18 protein-coding genes are annotated in these 19326 nt (G+C 60.3%); 8 read left to right on the top strand and 10 right to left on the bottom strand.

The annotated features are described in order from the left end of the window. The first annotated feature begins 9 nt into the window (after positions 1–9). The 7 genes from RBB32_RS15415 to RBB32_RS15385 all read left to right on the top strand — a co-directional run bounded on the left by RBB32_RS15415 (position 10) and on the right by RBB32_RS15385 (position 6695). Entirely contained in the window at positions 10–1146 is a 1137-nt protein-coding gene (locus tag RBB32_RS15415) for a CaiB/BaiF CoA-transferase family protein (protein ID WP_306154024.1), read from the top strand. 63 nt (positions 1147–1209) lie between these two features. Next, positions 1210–1929 carry a transglutaminase family protein gene (locus RBB32_RS15410; protein WP_306154022.1) on the top strand — a complete coding sequence of 240 codons (720 nt, stop codon included), beginning with the start codon at positions 1210–1212 and terminating at the stop codon, positions 1927–1929. Next, complete coding sequence (locus RBB32_RS15405) at positions 1926–2375, top strand: MaoC family dehydratase (protein ID WP_138424283.1); 450 nt, start codon at positions 1926–1928, stop codon at positions 2373–2375. The genes RBB32_RS15410 and RBB32_RS15405 overlap by 4 nt, the downstream gene beginning before the upstream one ends. Continuing rightward, entirely contained in the window at positions 2362–3486 is a 1125-nt protein-coding gene (locus tag RBB32_RS15400; protein ID WP_306154019.1) for an acyl-CoA dehydrogenase family protein, read from the top strand. The genes RBB32_RS15405 and RBB32_RS15400 overlap by 14 nt, the downstream gene beginning before the upstream one ends. Then, positions 3483–4634, top strand: a complete 1152-nt coding sequence (locus RBB32_RS15395) for an acyl-CoA dehydrogenase family protein (RefSeq protein WP_057796772.1) — start codon at positions 3483–3485, stop codon at positions 4632–4634. The genes RBB32_RS15400 and RBB32_RS15395 overlap by 4 nt, the downstream gene beginning before the upstream one ends. A gap of 27 nt (positions 4635–4661) precedes the next feature. Beyond that, on the top strand, positions 4662–5471 hold the full coding sequence (locus tag RBB32_RS15390; protein ID WP_017467550.1) for an enoyl-CoA hydratase/isomerase family protein: 810 nt from the start codon (positions 4662–4664) through the stop codon (positions 5469–5471). 27 nt (positions 5472–5498) lie between these two features. Next, positions 5499–6695, top strand: coding sequence for a phenylacetate--CoA ligase family protein (locus RBB32_RS15385; RefSeq protein WP_306154016.1), 1197 nt, complete (start codon positions 5499–5501; stop codon positions 6693–6695). 71 nt (positions 6696–6766) lie between these two features. On the opposite strand, the gene RBB32_RS15380 is transcribed toward RBB32_RS15385, so the two are convergent. After that, positions 6767–7240, bottom strand: coding sequence for an NAD(P)H-dependent flavin oxidoreductase (locus RBB32_RS15380; RefSeq protein ID WP_371931070.1), 474 nt, complete (start codon positions 7238–7240; stop codon positions 6767–6769). Between the two features lie 303 nt (positions 7241–7543). Here RBB32_RS15380 and RBB32_RS15375 point away from each other — a divergent pair. Beyond that, positions 7544–8301 (top strand): IS5 family transposase gene (locus RBB32_RS15375; protein WP_306153989.1). Its coding sequence is split into 2 segments (ribosomal slippage): positions 7544–7868 and positions 7868–8301, totalling 759 coding nucleotides; the frame shifts between segments, so codons are not numbered across the junction. 113 nt (positions 8302–8414) lie between these two features. Here the strand turns inward: RBB32_RS15375 and RBB32_RS15370 are convergent. The 9 genes from RBB32_RS15370 to RBB32_RS15330 are packed head-to-tail and all read right to left on the bottom strand — an operon-like array spanning position 8415 to position 19318. Further along, positions 8415–9254: a MaoC family dehydratase N-terminal domain-containing protein gene (locus RBB32_RS15370; protein ID WP_306154014.1), complete on the bottom strand. Its 840-nt coding sequence runs from the start codon at positions 9252–9254 to the stop codon at positions 8415–8417. 11 nt (positions 9255–9265) lie between these two features. Continuing rightward, positions 9266–10429, bottom strand: coding sequence for an acyl-CoA dehydrogenase family protein (locus tag RBB32_RS15365; protein ID WP_306154012.1), 1164 nt, complete (start codon positions 10427–10429; stop codon positions 9266–9268). Between the two features lie 3 nt (positions 10430–10432). Beyond that, positions 10433–11227, bottom strand: a complete 795-nt coding sequence (locus tag RBB32_RS15360) for a citryl-CoA lyase (protein ID WP_306154011.1) — start codon at positions 11225–11227, stop codon at positions 10433–10435. Beyond that, positions 11227–12141, bottom strand: coding sequence for an SDR family NAD(P)-dependent oxidoreductase (locus RBB32_RS15355; protein ID WP_306154010.1), 915 nt, complete (start codon positions 12139–12141; stop codon positions 11227–11229). Before RBB32_RS15355 ends, RBB32_RS15360 begins: the two co-directional genes overlap by 1 nt. A 12-nt stretch (positions 12142–12153) precedes the next feature. Then, a complete protein-coding gene (locus RBB32_RS15350) occupies positions 12154–13113 on the bottom strand; it encodes a hydroxymethylglutaryl-CoA lyase (protein ID WP_306154007.1) in 960 nt (319 codons plus the stop codon). 4 nt (positions 13114–13117) lie between these two features. Continuing rightward, entirely contained in the window at positions 13118–15124 is a 2007-nt protein-coding gene (locus RBB32_RS15345) for a biotin carboxylase N-terminal domain-containing protein (protein WP_306154005.1), read from the bottom strand. A 10-nt stretch (positions 15125–15134) separates the two neighbouring features. Beyond that, positions 15135–16742, bottom strand: a complete 1608-nt coding sequence (locus RBB32_RS15340) for an acyl-CoA carboxylase subunit beta (protein WP_306154003.1) — start codon at positions 16740–16742, stop codon at positions 15135–15137. Further along, positions 16739–18130 (bottom strand): phenylacetate--CoA ligase family protein, encoded by a 1392-nt coding sequence (locus tag RBB32_RS15335; RefSeq protein WP_306154001.1) that lies wholly within the window; start codon positions 18128–18130, stop codon positions 16739–16741. The genes RBB32_RS15340 and RBB32_RS15335 overlap by 4 nt, the downstream gene beginning before the upstream one ends. A 27-nt stretch (positions 18131–18157) precedes the next feature. Continuing rightward, a complete protein-coding gene (locus RBB32_RS15330) occupies positions 18158–19318 on the bottom strand; it encodes an acyl-CoA dehydrogenase family protein (protein ID WP_027264402.1) in 1161 nt (386 codons plus the stop codon). Positions 19319–19326 lie beyond the last annotated feature (8 nt).

The raw sequence follows: 19326 nt of genomic DNA, 5'->3' as shown, positions 1-19326 counted from the left end.
GCAGTGAAGATGGCTCAACCGCTCAAGGATATCCTGGTGCTGGATTTCAGCACACTTCTTCCCGGTCCGATGGCGACGCTCATGTTGTCCGAGGTCGGCGCCGAAGTGATCAAGTTCGAGCGTCCCGGAGTCGGCGAGGACGCGCGCCAAACCGAGCCCAAGATCGACGGAGAGAGCATCGGATTTGCCGTGTTGAACCACGGCAAGCGATCGGTGGCCATCGACCTCAAGTCAAGGGGCGCAGTGGAACGTCTGCGCCCTTTGATCGAGAGGGCCGATGTTCTGGTCGAGCAGTTCCGTCCCGGCGTGATGGACCGGTTGGGGCTTGGTTATGAAGCGGTGCGCAAGATCAATCCCGGTCTCATCTATTGTTCGATCACCGGCTATGGCCAGACCGGACCAAAGGCCAGCGCCGCCGGCCACGACCTCAACTACGTCGGTGATGCGGGTATCCTGTCGCTCAGTCGTGGACCGGATGACCAGCCAACGGCCCCGTTCGGGCTGGTCGCCGATATCGGAGGCGGAACCTATCCTGCGGTGATGAATATCCTGCTGGCCCTGATTGCGCGGCAGGCAAGCGGGCAGGGAACGCATCTGGATATCGCAATGGCCGAGGGGGCGTTCGCCTTTGCCTATTGGGCCCATGCCGAAGGTGTGATTGCCGGGCAGAACATCGAAAGCGGTGGCAGCCGTCTGACGGGTGGCCTGGCCCGATATCGGCTTTATTCGGCTGCGGACGGGCGTCAGATCGCCGTCGGCGCGTTGGAAGAAAAGTTCTGGCAGTCGTTCTGCGATGTTATTGGTTTGCCGGTGGCCCTTCGCGATGACTGGTCCGATCCCAATGCCTGCGCCGCAGAGGTTGCACGTCGTCTGAGGGAACACCCCTCGACCCATTGGGAGCCTTTGCTGGCAGCGGCAGATTGCTGCTGTTCGGTCGTGAAAACGCCCGCCGAGGCGGCGCGCGACCCGCATTTCAAAGCGCGTGACGTGTTCGGGCGGACAGTAAAAATCTCCGGCCGGGACGCGCCTGCTTTGCCGCTGCCAATTGCGCCGGAGTTCCGTTCTTCGGGAAATTCGGTCGGAGTCGCAGCCACTCTGGGCGAAGACAATACGCGTTATGGCGTGGATCAACCAAAGACAGAGTAAATCCCGTTGACGGGCAGGTTTTGAATCGGTAATCTAACATTTGTTAGAAAAAGGGAGGGGCCAATGGACAAGTCTGACGATGACCTGCCGACTGAAGCTGAGCGTTATGTCATGCCATCGCGCTTTGTGGAAAGCGATAGCTTGGAAGTGCAGGGTTTCGTGACATCGGCTTTGCGTGATCTTCCTGTGGACGCAACCAATCGAGACAAGGCGATCCGCCTGTTCGAAGCGGTGCGCGACGATATTCGCTATGATCCCTATTGTTTTGCGCTGGATGAGGACTCTTACCGTGCCAGCCGTATCGCTGGGGCGGAAGCGGCGTTTTGCGTTCCCAAGGCAATTCTTCTGGCGGCTTGTTTGCGTGCTGTGGGTATCCCCGCCGCTCTGGGGTTCGCGGATGTGCGCAACCACCTGAATACACCCAAGTTGCAGGAGTTGATGGGGACCGATCTCTTTATCTACCACGGCTATGTTCAGTTGTGGTTGGGGAATGAGGCCTACAAGGTGACACCTGCATTCAACATGGAACTGTGTGAAAGATTTGGGGTCAAACCCCTGGTCTTCGACGGCTATAACGACGCGCTCTTTCATGAGTTCGACGAACAGAATCACCGGCACATGGAATATGTGAACGACCGTGGTATCTATTTCGACGCGCCGATGGGTGAGTTCCTGTTGGCGTTCAAGGAAACCTATCCGAAGCTGGAAGAATTCAACCGCATCCGGATATCCAAGGATGCGAGCGGATATGATGACGGTTTCGCAAAGGAGGGTGCCTCTTGAGGTATCTGGAAGACTTCTCGCCGGGCCAAGTCTATCGCTTTCGCAGCGCTCCGATGAGCGCGGATTCAATAAAGTCGTTTGCCAAGGAATGGGATCCGCAGCGGCTGCACACCGACGAAGACTATGCAACCGCCATACATGGCAGCCTGATCGCCTCGGGCTTTCAGACGATGCTGGAAGTGTTCAGGCCGGTCATGTCTGAAATGATGGTCGATGTCGCCAATATCGGTGGCATGGGCTTTGACAATCTGCGCTGGCTGCGGCCGGTGCGCCCGAACGAACCCCTTGATGTCGAACTGACGGTCAACGCGGTCACGCCGTCAAAAAGCAAGCCCGACAGAGGTGTTTTGCACTATACGCTCAGCGCCAAAAACCCTGCGGGCGAGGTCGTTTTTTCGACCGACACCCCCGTGATGATCCAGCGAAAACAAAATGACACAGACTGATATCCTTTCCAGCGAACAAGAAGACCTTCGCCTGTTGCGCGAGAGCGCGCGCACGTTGTTTGAACGGGCGGGCGGAAGTGACAGAGCCCGAAAACTTCGTGATGCCGGGGGCGGTTTCGATGCGGAGATGGTCCGGGAACTCGCCGAGGCCGGTGTTTTCGGCGTGGCGGTGCCCGAAGATCAGGGCGGGCTTGGCATGGGCCTAGCTGCCGGGGGTGTCATCGCCGAGGAAGTCGGCCGTGTGATTGCACCGGAACCGGTCGTGTCGACGATCGGTCTAAGCCTCGGTCTTCTGCGCCGCCTTTGTCCGGATCATCCGAAGATGGCGCAACTTATCGGCGGCGAAATTTCACTGGCGGTTGCCTGGCAGGAACGTGGCCTGGGCGGGGCGCCTGCCGATGCGGCCTGCCGATACACGGACGGGCGGCTGACCGGAAGCAAGGCTTGGGTCGTCGGCGCGACCGGATCTCTAGGGTTCCTGGTCGTGGCTGAAGGAGATGACGGCCCGGTTCTGGTTCTGACCGAGGCAGACGCGGACGGGCTTGTCATTGACAAACGAGCGCAGGCCGACGGCAGCTCTCTGGGCGAGCTTTCGTTTTCGGGAACCCCGGCCGCGGAATTGGCCAGCGGCGGTGCGGTTCCCACTGCACTGGCCGAGGCTGTCGCCGATGCAACGGCGCTTGCTGCGGCCGAGCTTGTCGGCCTGAGCGAGCGTGCCTTCGAGATCACGCTAGACTACATCAAGACGCGGGAGCAGTTCGACAAGCCGATCGGGTCTTTTCAGGTCATCCAGCACCGTGCCGTCGACCTCAACGTGATGTGCGAGGTCGCGCAGGCCGGAGTGCGGGAGGCGCTTGCGCAGATGGACAGCGAAACCGATCCGAAGGTTCGGGCCCCGATTGCCAGCCGTGCCAAGGCGCGGGCGGTTACGGCCGCCAAAAGAATTACCCGTGATGCGATCCAGTTGCACGGGGCGGTCGGGTACACGGATGAGTTCGATATCGGGCTCTACCTGAACCGGGCGCTGGTGCTGTCGGCCTGGTTGGGCGACGATGCCTATCACAGGCGGATTTGGTTCGAGGCACGCGAAGCAGAGGGGGCAGCACAATGACCGACTGGAATGCAATGAGCGATGCGGAATTCCGCAAAGAAGTGCGCCAGTTCTTCGAAGCGGAATATCCCGAGGAGCTGCGTCACCTGCCGCACCGCCCGAAGTTCGCCGAGATCGAACATTGGCACCGCAAGCTTCACGCCAAGGGCTGGGTTGCGCCAGCTTGGCCCGCTGAATTCGGCGGTATGGGCCTAAACGCTGCTAAGCTGCTGATCTTTTATGAAGAGCAGCAGCGCTGGGGCGTCAATCGCGGTCGCGACATGGGCGTGCAGATGGTCGGTCCCCTGATCATCAAATTCGGCACCCAGGAACAAAAAGACTACTGGCTGCCGCGTATCCTGAGTTGCGAAGACATCTGGTGCCAGGGATACTCGGAACCCGGCGCCGGGTCCGATCTGGCGAACCTGCGCACACGCGCAGAGATTGACGGGGACGACTTTGTCATCAACGGACAGAAGATCTGGACCACGATGGCGCATGACGCCACGCATATTTTCATGCTGGTGCGCACCGATCCGGATGCGCCCAAGAAACAACAGGGTATCAGTTTCCTGCTCGCTCCGATGGATCAGCCCGGAGTCGATGTGCGCACTATCACGACCCTGTCGGGCGAGACCGAGTTTTGCGAGGTCTTCTTTGACAATGCACGGACGCCCCGCGAGAACCTCGTGGGCGAGCTGAACAAGGGTTGGACGATGGCCAAGGCGCTCTTGAGCTTCGAACGCATTTTCATCGGTTCGCCAAGTCTGGCCCAGAACGCTCTGGGACAGCTTGAAAGCTTTGCCCGTGGCCGTGGCGCGTTTGACGATCCGGTGTTCCGTGACCGCTTTGCCCAGGCGGCACTGGATGTGGAAGATCATGCCGCGCTTTATGCCCGTTTTGCAGATCAGCTCAAACGTGGCGAGACGCTGGGTGCGGATGTGTCCATGCTGAAGATCTGGGTGACTGAGTGCTTCCAGCGCATCACCGAGCTGATGATCGAAGCAGCCGGTCCCGATGGCGGCTCCATCGGGCCGCTTCAGGTTGGCAATGTTAGCGTCGACGTTTTGTCGAGCTTCTACAAGGCCAGACCTACCACGATCTACGGTGGATCGAACGAAATCCAAAGAAACATCCTGTCTAAGGCCGTCCTGGGACTGCCTGGCTGAACCCATACCGTGAGGAGGAAAAGACCTATGTCGGAGCGTTACGCAAAGTACGACAAACTGAAATTTGACTACCCGGCGGATCGCGTCCTGCGCATCACGTTCGACCGGCCCGAGACATTCAACTCGGTCGATGCCGAAACCCACACCCAGATGACGGACATGTGGATCGACATCGACCGCGACCCCGACATCAACGCGGTCATCGTGACCGGTGCGGGCAAGGCGTTTTCCGCCGGTGGTGATTTTAGCCTGATCGAAAACATGATTGGCAATTCGCATGAGATCATGAAGACGTGGAAAGAAGCCAAGGATCTCGTCTACAACATCATCAACTGCAACAAGCCGATCATTTCCGCGATCAATGGTCCCGCGGCGGGCGCGGGCCTTGTGGTTGCCATCCTGGCCGACATCTCGATCGCCGGAAAACGGGCCAAGATTGTCGATGGTCATCCCCGCCTTGGTGTTGCCGCCGGTGACGTCGCGGCGATTATCTGGCCGCTGCTGACCTCGATGGCCAAGGCGAAATACTATCTGATGACCTGCAAGCCGGTGTCGGGCGAAGAGGCCGAGCGGATCGGTCTGGTATCAATGTGCGTCGAGGATGACGAGCTGCAGCAGATCGCGCTGGATACAGCCGTCGAACTGGCCAACGGCTCGCAAAGCGCGATCCGCTGGACCAAGTATTCGCTGAATAACTGGCTGCGCCAGGCCGGGCCGATCTTTGATGCGTCGACTGCGCTGGAGATGCTTGGCTTCATGAGCGAGGACGTCAAGGAAGGTGTGTTGTCGCACCGGGAGAAGCGCGCGCCAAACTTCCGCAAGGACTGCCCGCTCTAACGCCTGACTGTACGAGGAGGCATGGAAATGTCTGAAGATATCTACCAAGATATAGCGCAAGCCTATGCCGCTGCGGCCAATAAGGCTCCTGGCCTGAAATCGCGATTTGCGGCTGCCGGATTTGATCCGGCAGCCGTCACATCGGTGGCGGACCTCTCGCGTCTTCCCGTGATGAAGAAGGAAGAGCTTCTGAAGATCCAGCGCGAGAACCCGCCTTTCGGCGGATTCCTTGCCTCGGATCTGAAGGATATTGGACGGATCTACGTGTCCCCTGGCCCAATTTTCGAGCCGGCCCTTTCGGGCGGGGGAGGTCATGGCCTGGACCTGCTGTTCAAGGCGGCAGGCGTGGGCCCCGGAGATATCATCCTGAACACCTGGATGTATCATCTTGTGCCGGCTGGCCTGCTGTTCGACGAAGCGGCACAGGCCGCAGGTGCCACGGTGATTCCCGGCGGCGTGGGCAATACCGAGCTTCAGGCGCAGATCATCGTCGAAACCGGCGTGACTTCGATCTGTGCTTCGACTGCGTTTTTCCTGACGCTGGCGGACAAGGTGATCGAAACCTATGGGCGCGACGCCTGGAAGGTGAAAACAGCCTTCCTCGGCGGAGAGATGGGCGACTGGATGGCCAAACGCCGCCGGATCGAGGAAGACTATGGCGTGTCGACTTGGGCTGCCTATGCCACCGCGGATCTGGGCCTTGTCGCATATGAGGATGGCGGCGAAGGCTATGTGGTTCATCCCGACCGCGTGGTGCAGATATGCGATCCGGTCAGTGGAGAACAGGTCGCTCATGGGGAACCGGGCGAGGTTGTTGTGACCGCGCGCGATGCCACTTGGCCGATGATCCGGTTCGGCACCGGCGACAGTGCCTTGGCGCTGGAGAGCAACGTGGATGGCACGGTCAGCCGGATTTCAGCGCTGCAGGGCAGGGTCGGCGCAGCGGTCAAAGTGCGCGAGATTTTCGTTTATCCGCGTGTGGTTGAAGAAGTTGTCATCGGCACGCAGGGCGCGAAGGCCGCGCAGGCTGTGGTAACGCGCGAGAACGATCGCGATATGATCCGCCTCTCGCTTGTGCTGGAAGACGGTGCCGATACTTCTGCTGCGGAAGCCGCCGCCGCTGAGACCTTCAAACTGCATGCACGAATTCGTGCCGACGAGGTGAACATTGTTTCGGAACTACCCGAAAATGCAGAACTGATCGTCAACCAAAAGGACCGCTAAGATCGGGTCTCGATCATTCGCGACAACCGCAGAAACAGATGGGCGGCCGGGCAACTGGCCGCCCTCTTTCGTCATGAACAGAGCGCATCTTTGGCGGCCTGGTATTCCCGGTCGAGACGGTCGACGTAGTCCGCCGTGGTCATCACCTCTTTCACCGCTCCGATCCCCTGACCGCTGCCCCAGATGTCACGCCAGGCCTTGGGGCGAATGTCGCCGGTGGCCAGATCGAGTTTGTTGCCGATCCCGGCCAGGTTGTCCGGATCGAGACCGACCGCCCGCACCGACGGTTTCAGATAGTTGGCATGCACGCCGCTGAAATAGTCGGTATAGACAATATCATCGGCCCCGCCTTCGACGATCATTTGCTTGTACTCCTCCGACGCGACCGCCTCGGTCATGGCAATGAAGGGGGATCCGATATACCCAAAATCCGCACCCATGGCCTGCGCCGCCAGAATTGAGCGCCCGGTCGCGATGGACCCGGAGAGGGCAAGCGGACCATCGAACCATTCCCGGATTTCCTGAACCAGCGCAAAGGGTGACAAGGCCCCGGCCCGGACACCAGAAACATGGGCGAGCAGATCACAGGCAGGCGCAAGCGGCCGAGAGGGGTGTCAGAGTACATTGTCTATTTCTTCTTTGCTGTTTCAACAGGGGTTGCCGAGGCCCGTAGCCTTGACGGGCGTGCATGGGAAGGGAAGCCGAAGCAAACGTGCCAGCAGACCGCAAGGAAATACACAGAACGGGTGAATTTTACACATGTCTGATTTTCCGCACCGGACTAGGGTGAGGACCCATTGATTTCTGGCCGGGCGCGTGATTCACGGCTCCGAAAACGGAGCGGTGACATGTCTGATCTTTTCTGGTTGAGCGATGCGCAGATGGCGCGTCTGGAACCCTATTTTCCGAAGTCCCACGGCAAACCTCGGGTCGATGACCGCAGGGTTCTGAGTGGGATTATTTTCATCAATCGCAATGGGTTACGATGGCGCGATGCGCCCAGAGAATATGGCCCGCACAAGACGCTCTACAACCGCTGGAAGCGATGGAGCGACAAGGGCGTCTTCGCCCGGATCATGGCCGGCCTCGCTGCGGAACATGTCGAAGAGAAGACTGTCATGATCGATGCAACCTATCTGAAAGCACACCGGACAGCGACCAGCCTGGCCGCGAAAAAGGGGGGCGTGGACGCCTGATTGGCCGCACCAAAGGCGGCATGAACACCAAGCTGCACGCCATCTGCGACAGCCAGGGGCGGCCTCTGAACCTGTTCGTGACTGCCGGACAGGTCAGCGATTACATCGGCGCCCGCGCTCTGCTGAGCAGCTTGCCCAAGGTCGACTGGCTGCTCGGGGATCGCGGCTATGACGCCGACTGGTTCCGGGAAGCGTTGAAAGACAAGGGGATACGCGCGTGCATCCCCGGTCGAAAACAGCGCAAGAAGACCGTCAAATACGACAAGCGGCGCTACAAACGCCGCAATCGTATCGAGATCATGTTCGGCAGGCTAAAGGATTGGCGGCGTGTGGCGACCCGATACGACAGGTGCCCAAAGGTTTTCCTCTCCGCAATCGCTCTCGCCGCAACCGTCATCTATTGGCTATGAGTCCTGACCCTAATTCAGAGGTTTGCCTGGTCTATTTACCAAGTCTCTCCGCGCAGCCTAACAGATGTTAGAAAAATTGGTCAACAACTGAATCCGCTACCAAAGGAAACCGATCAGACAGCCGCGTACTCTGCGGAAAAGCTTCGAAGACCGTTTTGATCCTGACACCAGACTGTCCCGGAGGTGCCGGTCTCTTCATTGTGCAGTTGCAATTCGCAGGGCAGGGTGAGTGGCGCGAGGCCGCGGAACGAAAACCGGTGGGGCGATGTTTTCAACGCATCCGCCGCCAGATTCAGAAGCAGCGTGGCCTGCAATGGGCCATGCACAACAAGTCCGGAATAGGCTTCGGTTTCGGTGGCGTAGAGGTAATCATAGTGAATGCGATGGGCATTGAACGTCAGCGCCGAATAGCGAAACAGAAGAACAGGATCCGGTGTCAGCGTCGATCTAAGCGTGGTGGGGTCACCCGCGTCAGCTGCGCTCTCGCCCGTGCGGGGGGTGGAAATCTCACGATAAACGATCGATTGCTGCTCCCGGATACAAAGCCGGTTGCCACTCAGATACTCATGTTCGACGGTCACAAAGACCAATGGTCCACTACGGCCCTGCTTGGCCACAACATCCCTGATCGAAGAGTGTCGGGTGATGGTTTCGCCGATTGTCAGCGGCGCGATATGCGTAACATCGCCGCCCGCCCACATGCGGGCGGGCAGCGGAACAGGGGGCAGAAATCCACCCCTCGCGGCATGGCCGTCTGCTGAAAGGGCGGCAGCTGGCACGGTATCAAGGGCAATGCACCAATGAATTCCCAGCGGGACATCGCCCGCTCCGTCCCAAAGATGCGGACCGAGCGTGGCGCGGAATTTGTCGATCAGCCCCTGCGTCAGAACATCTTCCTTAGTCTCGGTGCGTCCCATCCAGGGCGCCAGCGCGTCAAGTTCAATCTCACCCATGTTTCTGGTCTTCAGAAGGATCGCGGCATGCCGAGGATATGTTCGCCGACATAGGACAGGATCAGGTTGGTCGAGATCGGGGCCACCTGATACAGCCGGGCCTCGCGGAACTTGCGCTCGACATCGTACTCCCGTGCGAAACCGAAGCCACCATGGGTCTGGATGCAGGCATTGGCCGCTTCCCAGCTGGCCTCCGAAGCCAGCAGCTTTGCCATATTCGCCTGTGCTCCGCAATCCAGCCCAGCATCGAACCGCCTGCAGGCTTCAAAGCGCATCAGATTGGCGGCCTCGATGTTCACATAGGACCTGGCGATAGGGAATTGCACGCCCTGGTTCTGGCCGATGGGGCGGTCAAAGACCATGCGGTCGCCGGCATAGGTGCGGGCCTTGTCAACGAACCAGTATCCATCACCGATACATTCCGCCGCAATCAGGGTCCGTTCGGCATTCAGCCCGTCAAGAATATGGTAAAATCCGCGCCCCTCGGTCCCAATCAGGTTCTCGGCGGGGATTTCCAGGTTGTCGAAAAACACTTCATTGGTTTCGTGGCCGGGCATATTGGCGATGGGGCGGACCTCCATCCCGTTGCCGATGGCCTCTTTCAGATCGACCATAAAGATCGACAGGCCCTGCGACTTTTTCGTGACCTCGTTCAACGGCGTGGTGCGTGCCAGCAGGATCATCAGGTCAGAATGCTGGATACGGCTGATCCAGACCTTCTGGCCATTGATCTCATACCGGTCACCCTTCTTGACCGCGGTGGTCTTCAGTTTGGTGGTGTCGGTCCCGGTTGTCGGTTCGGTCACGGCCATGGATTGCAGGCGCAACGCGCCGCTGGCAATACCGGACAGGTATGTCTGCTTTTGCTCATCCGAACCATGTCGCAGAAGCGTGCCCATGTTATACATCTGCCCGTGGCAATGGCCCGCGTTTCCGCCGCAGCGGTTCACCTCCTCCATGATGATCGAGGCTTCCGTCAGGCCCAGACCCGAGCCGCCGTATTCCTCGGGGATCATTGCGGCAAGCCAGCCCTCGCGGGTCAGCGCATCGACGAATTCCTCGGGGTAGGTTTCGTTTTCGCCGAACTTGCGATGATATTCTGGCGGAAACTGCGCGCAAAGTGCGCGCAAGGCGTCGCGCAGATCGGTGTGAGTGTCTGGGGCTGACGTCTGCATCGGTTACTTCGCTCCCGGACCCGACGTTTCAAGAATTTCCTGCTCGGCACGCTGCCAAAGCTCATAGGAAATCGGGTTTTCGCTCTCTTCGAGGATATGACCGACCAGACCGATGGCGCGTGCCATGACGCCAAAGCCCCGCACGATCTTCCAGGGGAAGCCAAATTCACAGCAGATTGCTCCGATCGCCCCGGTGGCGTTAATCGGCAGCATCTTACCCGATTTTTCTTCGGCAACGGCCTGAACTTTCTGGATCAACTCGATGTATTCACCGGACTTGCCGTTCTCGGCAGCGATCTGGAACAGGCGAGGTGTGCGCGGATCGACCGGTTTGTGCACCGGATGCCCGAGCCCCGGCACGATCATCTTGCGGGCGCGGAATTTTTCCACCGTCTCGACGGCCAGCGCATCCAGATCGACACCGGTGCCCAACTTGTCCTGTGGCAGTGCTTCGTAAAGCATTTTCGAGGCACCTTCCATAGAACCGACAAAGACGGTGCCCAGCCCACACAAGCCAGCCGCCACAGCCGCCTGAAGCGATTCCGGCGCCCCCATATAGGTCATCCGCGCCGCCAGGGCCGACGGCGTGATGCCATGTTCGACCAGGGTAACGACGATGGCGTTGAACACCCGGCTTTCCTCGGGTGTGGCCTTGCGACCCGTCAACTGCAGAAACGCCAGATCGCCGAGGTTCATGTGGCCAAGGATCTCGTTGGGCAGATCGAGCCCGCGCACGCTGATCTTGTCAGAGGTGCTCCAGGCAATGTCGGAGCTGATTTTTTCTTTGCGTTTTCCCATTAGACCGGATCCCACGAAAAGACATCCGCCGAAACTTCGAGCGGCGTGAACTGCGATTTGAGCGCGGGAATGGCGCGATCGGCGATTTCATCGGCGGTCCAGCCATCACCGGAATGAACTGACCGCACCGGGCGGGGCTGGTTGAACAGGAAGATCTCGTTCTTGCGAACCGCAAAGATTTGTCCTGACACGTCAGCCGCGCGGTCGCTCATCAGGAAACAGGCCATCGGTGCAACCTTGGCCGGTGTCATCTCCTTGATCTTTTCGACCCGTGCCACCTGTTCCGGGGTGTCTGTCTTGATCGACGAGATCATCCGGCTCCAGGCGAAGGGCGCGATGCAGTTTGACCGCACGTTCCAGCGTTTCAGGTCGAGCGCGACCGATTTCGAGAAGGCCGCAATGCCCAGCTTTGCCGCCGCGTAATTCGCCTGCGCCAGATTGCCGATCAGCCCCGAGGTCGAGGTCATGTGCACCAGAGCACCGCCCTCTTGTCCGCGGAAATAATCGGCCGCTGCACGGCTGGTGTTGAAGGCGCCATAGAGATGGACCTTCACAACCGCGTCGAAATCCTCGTAGGTCATCTTGTGGAAGTAACCGTCGCGCAGGATGCCGGCGTTGTTCACCACCGCGTCGATGCGGCCGAATTCCTTGACACCCGCCTCGATCATCGCGCGCGCGGCGTCCGGATCGGTGACGTTGCCGCCATCGGCGATCGCATCGCCGCCCGCCGCCCTGATCTCGGCAACAACCTTCTGCGCCGCGCTTTCGGTCTGGCCTGTGCCTTTCAGCGACGCCCCCAGATCGTTAACCACAACAGCAGCGCCTTCCGCGGCTGCCATCAAGGCGATGTCGCGCCCGATCCCACCGCCGGCCCCGGTGACCAGAACCACCTTTCCGTCAAGTGCTTTTGTCATCTTCTTGCTCCCTCAGCGTGACTTGCGGTATTTGTCCAACCCGCCGGTATGCATGACCCGGCCCATCAGCGGCACGCCGATGATTTCTTCGGCCTTGAGCGCCGCCGCGATCAGCTTGTCCAGATCAATGCCGGTTTCGATGCCCAGTTCGTGACACAGGAACACTGCATCCTCGGTGCAGACGTTGCCGGCGGCGCGCGCGTGGCCGTGGCCCGCGAAAGGACAGCCGCCAAGACCGGCGACCGAGCTTTCGAACATGTCCACGCCCATCGACAGGGCGGCACAAACGTTGGCGATCCCCAGCCCACGTGTGTCATGGATGTGCATACCGATGCGCGCCTCGGGCGCCAATTCGCGCAGGGCGCCGATCATGCGTTTGACCGCCTCGGGGTTTCCCCAGCCCATTGTGTCGGCGATCACAAGGATCGGCACGGGGATGTCCTCTTCCTCGCACAGCTGAAGAATGAAGCGGAAATCGTCCAAGATGCGTTCTTGGGGGATGGGGCCTTCGAGGTTGCAGCCGAAGGCAGTCATCACATAGGCCGCGTCGACCGTATATCCTTCTTCCTTGTAAAGACGGACCCAGTCACGTTGTTTTTCCCGCATCTCCGCCGAGGAACAATTGTTGTTCGATTGGGCGAATGCCTCGGAGGGATAGAACAGCAGACGCGGGTCGATATCGACCTCATGCGCGGTCAGGGCCTTGCGAAACCCTTTGTCGTTCAGCCACAGCGATGTGTAATTCACGCCCGGTTCGCGCTTGATACGCTGGAACAACTCGCCGGTGTCGGCCATTTGCGGCACGTATTTCGGGCTGACGAAACTGCCAACCTGAATGCGCTTCAGACCGGTTTCGCTGAGCATGTCGATCAGTTCGATCCGCTCTTCGATCGGATAAATCTTCTTTTCGATCTGAAAACCCTCACGCGGGCCTTCTTCGCGAAACTCGACGAATTTGGGAAAGTCGCTCATTTCATCACTCCTCGGATGGCAGAATCTCGGCGATGACTTGGCCACGATCGACCATGTCTCCATTCGAGACGGATATATTGCTGGCGATCCCGGCCGCGGCCGCCCGGATCGAGATTTCGAGTTTCATGGATTCCATGACCGCGACCACTTCGCCTTCGGCCACGCTCTGACCATCGGAGACCTTGATTTCGACAATCATTCCGGTCAGCGGAGAGGTCACGGCGCGATCCGCCGCGGCATCGCCGCCGGCAAAAGCAAGGGGCGCGGCGGGGCGGAAGACCAGGCGACCTTCGGGCGTGTCCAGTTCGATCACGCCCGCGTGCAGGCGCGCGTCGATCAGATGGACGGTGTCGCCTTCGCCGACACGCCAACGGCCCGGGGTCAGTTCACATGCCGACAGTGTCAGCGCCTCGCCGTTTTCCGAATGGACGGTGTACTTGGCGCCCGGTTTGACAGGGCCGATGCGCAGTTCTTCGGATACCTCGTCAGAATCGGTAAGCGTCACGCGCTGCCCCGCTTCAATCGCATCACCGCCCAGGCCAAGCCGCCAGCCGGTAAAGGCATCACGGTTGGTCCAGGGATTGGCGTTTGTGTCGCTGCGCGACTGGGTCACGAAGAGAATGGCAGCGGTCGCTTTCCACAGATCGGGGCGGGTCAGTCCGGGTGCTTGTGTCAGCTCATCCAGCCTGCCGTCGATCCAGCGGGTATGCACCTGCATCCGTTCGAATTCATGGTTTCGCGCCAGCGCCGTTAGAAAGGCGCGATTGGTCTCGACACCTTCGACCGCGACATGATCAAGCGCCGTGGCCAGACGTGCCAATGCGGTTTCCCGGTCGGGCGCGTGCACGATCAGCTTGGCGATCATCGGATCGTAATAGGGCGTGACGGCATCGCCTTCCTCGACGCCGCTGTCGATGCGCAGGCCCGATGGCAGGCTGAGCGTGGAGAGCGTGCCCGTCGACGGAGCGAATTGCATCGCCGGATCTTCGGCGTAAAGCCGCGCCTCGACCGCGTGGCCGTTGATCGTCAGATCGTCCTGCACCAGTCCAAGGCCCGCGCCTTCGGCAATCCGCAGGTGAAGCGCGACAAGGTCCAGCCCGGTGATCGCTTCGGTGACGGGATGTTCCACCTGAATGCGCGGGTTCACCTCAAGGAAGAAATACTCGTCCCCCGCGACCAGAAATTCGACCGTGCCCAGACCGCGATAGTCCAGCGTTTCACCAAGGCGCACCGCGTCGCGCGCGATGTCGTCCATAAGCGTCCGGGGCAGACCCCAGGCCGGGGCTTCCTCGATGACCTTCTGGTGGCGGCGCTGAAGCGTGCAATCGCGTTCGAACAGATGCACCACATGGCCCTTGCCGTCACCTGCGATCTGCACTTCAACATGGCGCGCCTCGGGCAGGAAACGCTCCAACAGCAGCCCTTCGGAGCCGAAGGTGGATTTTGCTTCGCGCAGCGCGCCTTCGATGTCCTCGACCAGCGTGGTTTCGTCGGTGACGAGCCGTTGCCCTCGCCCACCACCGCCGCCGACAGCCTTGAGCAGCACCGGCAGGCCCATTTGGCGCACCTCCTCGGCAATCTGCTCGGGATCGGACCGCGCACCTTCGGTGCCCGAAATCACCGGGACGCTGGCCGCCACGGCGGCCTCTTTGGCGCTGGCCTTGTCGCCGAAACGTTCAAGCGTTTCCGGCGTCGGCCCCATGAAGATCATGCCGGCGGCTTCGACCGCGCGGGCAAAATCGGGGTTTTCGGCCAGAAAGCCGTAACCGGGATGGATCGCATCCGCGCCCACCGATTGCGCAGCGGCAATCACCGCGTCGATTTTCAGATAGCTCTCGGATGCAGGCCCGGCACCGATACAGACAGATTTGCCGATCTCGCGGACATGCAGGGCATTGGCATCGGCCTGCGAATGCACGCCGACAGGGGTGATACCGCTGGCCCGCGCGGTGCGCGCGATCCGGCAGGCAATTTCGCCGCGGTTGGCGATCAGAAGCGTTTTGATTTTCACGGTTCGCTCCTCACATCCTGAACACGCCGAAGTTGGTATCGACCTTGGGTCTGCGCGATGTCACATCCAGCATCAGCGCCATGACGTCACGGGTCTCACAGGGCTCGATCACGCTGTCGATCCAAAGGTTGGAAGCAAAATTATAGGCTCCCTGAAAATCTTCGTATTCCTTGCGGATCGGTGCCTTGAAGGCTTCCTCCTCCTCGGGGGTCCAGCTTTTGCCTTCGCGTTCGTTGATCTGCGCGCGGACCTGAGCCAGCACGCTGGCGGCCTGTTCCGGCCCCATGATTGCCGACCGTCCCGTCGGCCAGGCGAACATTGCGTCCGGCTGGAACGGGCGGCCCAGCATCGCCAGGTATCCGGCCCCGTAAGAGCCACCGGTGATGATTGTGAATTTCGGCACCCGGGCCGAAGACATGGCCGTGATCATCTTGGCGCCAGCCTTGGCAATGCCCATCTGCTCGACCTCGCGGCCCACCATGAAGCCGTTCACATCGGCCAGGAACAGCAGCGGAATATCACGCTGGACGCAGAGATTGATGAAATGCGTCGCCTTCAGCGCGGCTTCGACGAAAAGCACGCCTGTATTGGCGATGATCCCGACCTCGTGGCCGTGGATGCGCCCCCAGCCGGTCATGATCGTGTCGCCATAAAGCGGCTTGAATTCGTGAAAATCGCTCTCATCGACCAACCGAGCCACGATTTCGCGGTTGTCGGTCGGCACCTTGGGGTCGCGGCTGATGAGTCCATAAATCTCTTCGACCGGGTAGGCGGGCGCACGGGGCGCTTCGGGCGTCTTGCGGGGTTGGGGTTTTTCGCCAAGATGGCTGACAATTTCGCGCGTGATGGCCAGAGCGTGGGCGTCATCTTCGGCCAAATGGTCTGTCACACCGGAGACCGACGAATGCATCTTGCCGCCACCCAGTTCTTCGGCTTCGACCTTTTCGCCGGTTGCGGCAAAGGTCAATTCCGGTCCGCCCAGATACATAAAGCCCTGACCGCGCACGATCACCACTTCGTCACAGAGCGCGGGGATATAGGCACCACCCGCGGTGCAGGGCCCCATGACCACGGCGATTTGCGGCACACCATCGCCAGACATGCCGATCTGTTGGTGAAAGATGGAGCCGAACTGGCCTTCGTCGGGGAAAAGGTTGGCCTGGTCGGGCAGGAAGGCACCGCCGGAGTCCACGAGGGTGATGACGGGCAGGCGGTTTTTCCAGGCAATTTTCTGTGCCCGGACGTGTTTGCGGCAGGTGATCCCGAAATAGGTGCCGCCCTTTACGGTGGCATCATTGGCGATGATCATGCACTGACGGCCTTCGATCACGCCAATACCGGTGATGATGCCGGCGCCGGGTGGAACTCCCTTGTGCATATTCAGTCCGGCCAACTCGCCGAGTTCCAGAAATGGTGTGCCCGGGTCGATCAGCCGTTCGATCCGTTCGCGCGGCAGGATTTTGCCTTTGTCCACATGACGTTTGCGCGCCATTTCGGGGCCGCCGACGCGCTGTGAGAGCCGGAGGGCATGTAGTTCATCGACCTTTTCGCGGTAAGACACGTCGTTGGCGCGGAAGTCGTCCGATCCGCTGTCGAGAAGGGATTTCATTCTAGTCATGGCAGGTCTGGATATTTCCTGAGAACGAAGGCGACCTTAGCGGCGCCAGGTTTTTCGAAAGTGTCGGCCGCAACCAGGTGAACGTCGGCCTTGAAGACCAAGGAGTCGCGCAGCCGCTGCTCAATTTTCTTTTTGAGGGTGACGTCGTCGGCCGGATCGCGATTGGGGCCGCGTTCGACAATCACCGTCAGCGCGCCCTGCGTGGTGTGGCCCTCGAAATCGGCCACGATGCGCATGACGCCGTTGGTGTCCGGCACCATTTCGGTAATGATGCTGTTGATGGCCGACGGGAAGACATTGGCCCCGCGCACAATCAGCATGTCGTCGGTGCGGCCGGTGCAACGGATCTTGGGTCCGGTGCGGCCGCAGGAGCATTCGGTATCGATCACTTCGATATAATCGCCTGACCGGAACCGCACGAGTGGGCTCGCCTGGCGGCCGAGCGCGGTATAGACCATCTCGCCTTCTGCGCCTTTTTTCCAGGGAATGATCCTGCCGCTCTCCGGGTCGAGCAGCTCGGTCAGGACATAATCCATGTTGACCATGTGCATACCCGACTGGGCGTCGCACTCGGCCCAGTATGTCACGCCCAGATCGGTGCCGCCCAGCATCTCGGTGCATTTCGCACCCCAGGCCTTTTCGATCTTTGCCCGAATTGCGGGAATGCCGCCGCCGGGTTCGCCGCCGACGATCACGCGCTCGATACCCAGTTCGCTGGCCTTGCATCCCAGCACCTCGGGAGCCTTTTCGGCCAGGTGCAGCACAAAGTTCGGGGCGCCGACCACGCAACGCGGACGGGTGTCGGCGCAGGCGCGCAGCAGCCGTTCCGCACCGCCATCGGCGCCCACCGGCACATCGATCGTGCCCATGTACTGCAATCCCTGCATCACGGGGATGCCGCCGACAAAGCCCTTGGCGAGCGAAAACGCGTGCAGCACCATGTCGCCCGGCCGCACGCCATTGGCAAAGAAACAGCGCGCCGTCATCTCGTGCCACATTTCGGCGTCGGATTCGGTCAGGGCCACATATGAGGGGCTGCCGGTCGTGCCCGACGAGGCCTGCATCTGGATGATCTCGTACATGGGCGCGGCGCGGTGTTTGCCGAACGGCGGTTCGGCGGCCAGGCTTTCGCGGATCTCGGTCTTGTAGGTATAGGGCAGTTTCTGGAGGTCTTCGATGGTTCGGATATCGTCGAATTCCACACCGGCTTTCGCGAACTTCTCCTGATAGAAAGTCGAGTTTGCCTTGAGATAGGCCATCTGATCGCGCAGCCGCTCTTCCTGGATACGGCGCGTCTCGTCGAGCGGCGTGCCCTCGATCGCGTGCCAGAAGCGATCATTTACCTTGTCGGCGGCATCTTCCCGCCGGAAGCGCATTCCAAATTGCATGTCGTTCTCCGTTCCAAGCCGTGGCGATCAATAGGATCGTGGCAGGCCCATGACCTTTTCGCCGATAAAGCTCAGGCACAGTTCGCGGTTCACCGGCGCTGTGCGCAGCAGGCGGACCAGCGGGTACATTTCATAAAGCCCCGTATCTTCGGTAAAGCCCGATCCACCATGCGCCTGAAGCGCCGCGTCGACCGCTTCGATCCCGGCTTCGGCGGCGGCATATTTCGCCATGTTCGACGACGCACCGGCAGGCAGCTTGTTGTCGAACTCCCATGCCGCGCGACGGGTCATCAGGCTGGCCATCTCGACCGCTGTGTGCGCCTTGGCCATCGGGTGCTGCACGCCCTGGTGCGCACCGATGGGTTGGCCGAACACATTGCGCTCGGAGGCATAGGCCACGCCCTTGTTCAGGGCGAACCGGCCGATGCCGCAGCACAAGGCGGCCAGGATGATACGCTCGGGGTTGAGGCTGTCGAACAGGATCGAGAACCCTTCGTCCACCTCGCCGACCACATCCTCGGGGCCGAGATCCACATCGTCGAAGAACAGTGTCCACTGCTCCTCGGGCAGGGGGATCGAGATCTTCACCCGCTGCTTGTCGACGCCTTTTTTCTTCAGGTCCACGGCGAACAGGGTAAAGCCGTCGGTCTTGCGGCTGACCTCGGTATGCGGTTTGGTCCGCGCCACCACGAGGCAGTAGTCGGCCACTTCGGCCCCGGTGATGAAGGTCTTTTCGCCCGACAGGCTGAACCGGTTGCCTCGACGCTTGGCCAGCGTAGTCGCCTTCATCGTGTTCGACCCGGCCCCCGGTTCGGTGATCGCGAAACAGAACTGGATATCACCGCGGCAGGCAGCCGGCAGCAGTTCTTTCTTGTGGAACTCGCTCCCGTGGCTGGCGATATGGGCCAGCGACATGGTCGGCCCGACCACCATCATCAAAAGCGGAATGCCGTGATTGGCGGTGCCCTCCATGAACAGGGCCATTTCGGTCATGCCAAGGCCCGCGCCGCCATATTCCTCGGGCACCATGATGCCGAGGAAGCCGTCATCGGCGATCTGGCGGAACATTTCGTGCGGAAACTCGTGCTTGCGTGCGTGTCTCAGCCAGTAATCGTTATCGAACTTCTGCGCCAGCTGGCCGCCATAGTCGTAAATCTGGCGTTGTTCGTCGTTCAAAATGAAATCCATGGTTCGTC

The organism is Roseovarius sp. MMSF_3281 (assembly GCF_030733685.1).
Lineage (GTDB): Bacteria > Pseudomonadota > Alphaproteobacteria > Rhodobacterales > Rhodobacteraceae > Roseovarius.
Note: the sequence above shows the minus strand (reverse complement) of the source record. Positions and strands in the feature narration are given on the sequence as shown.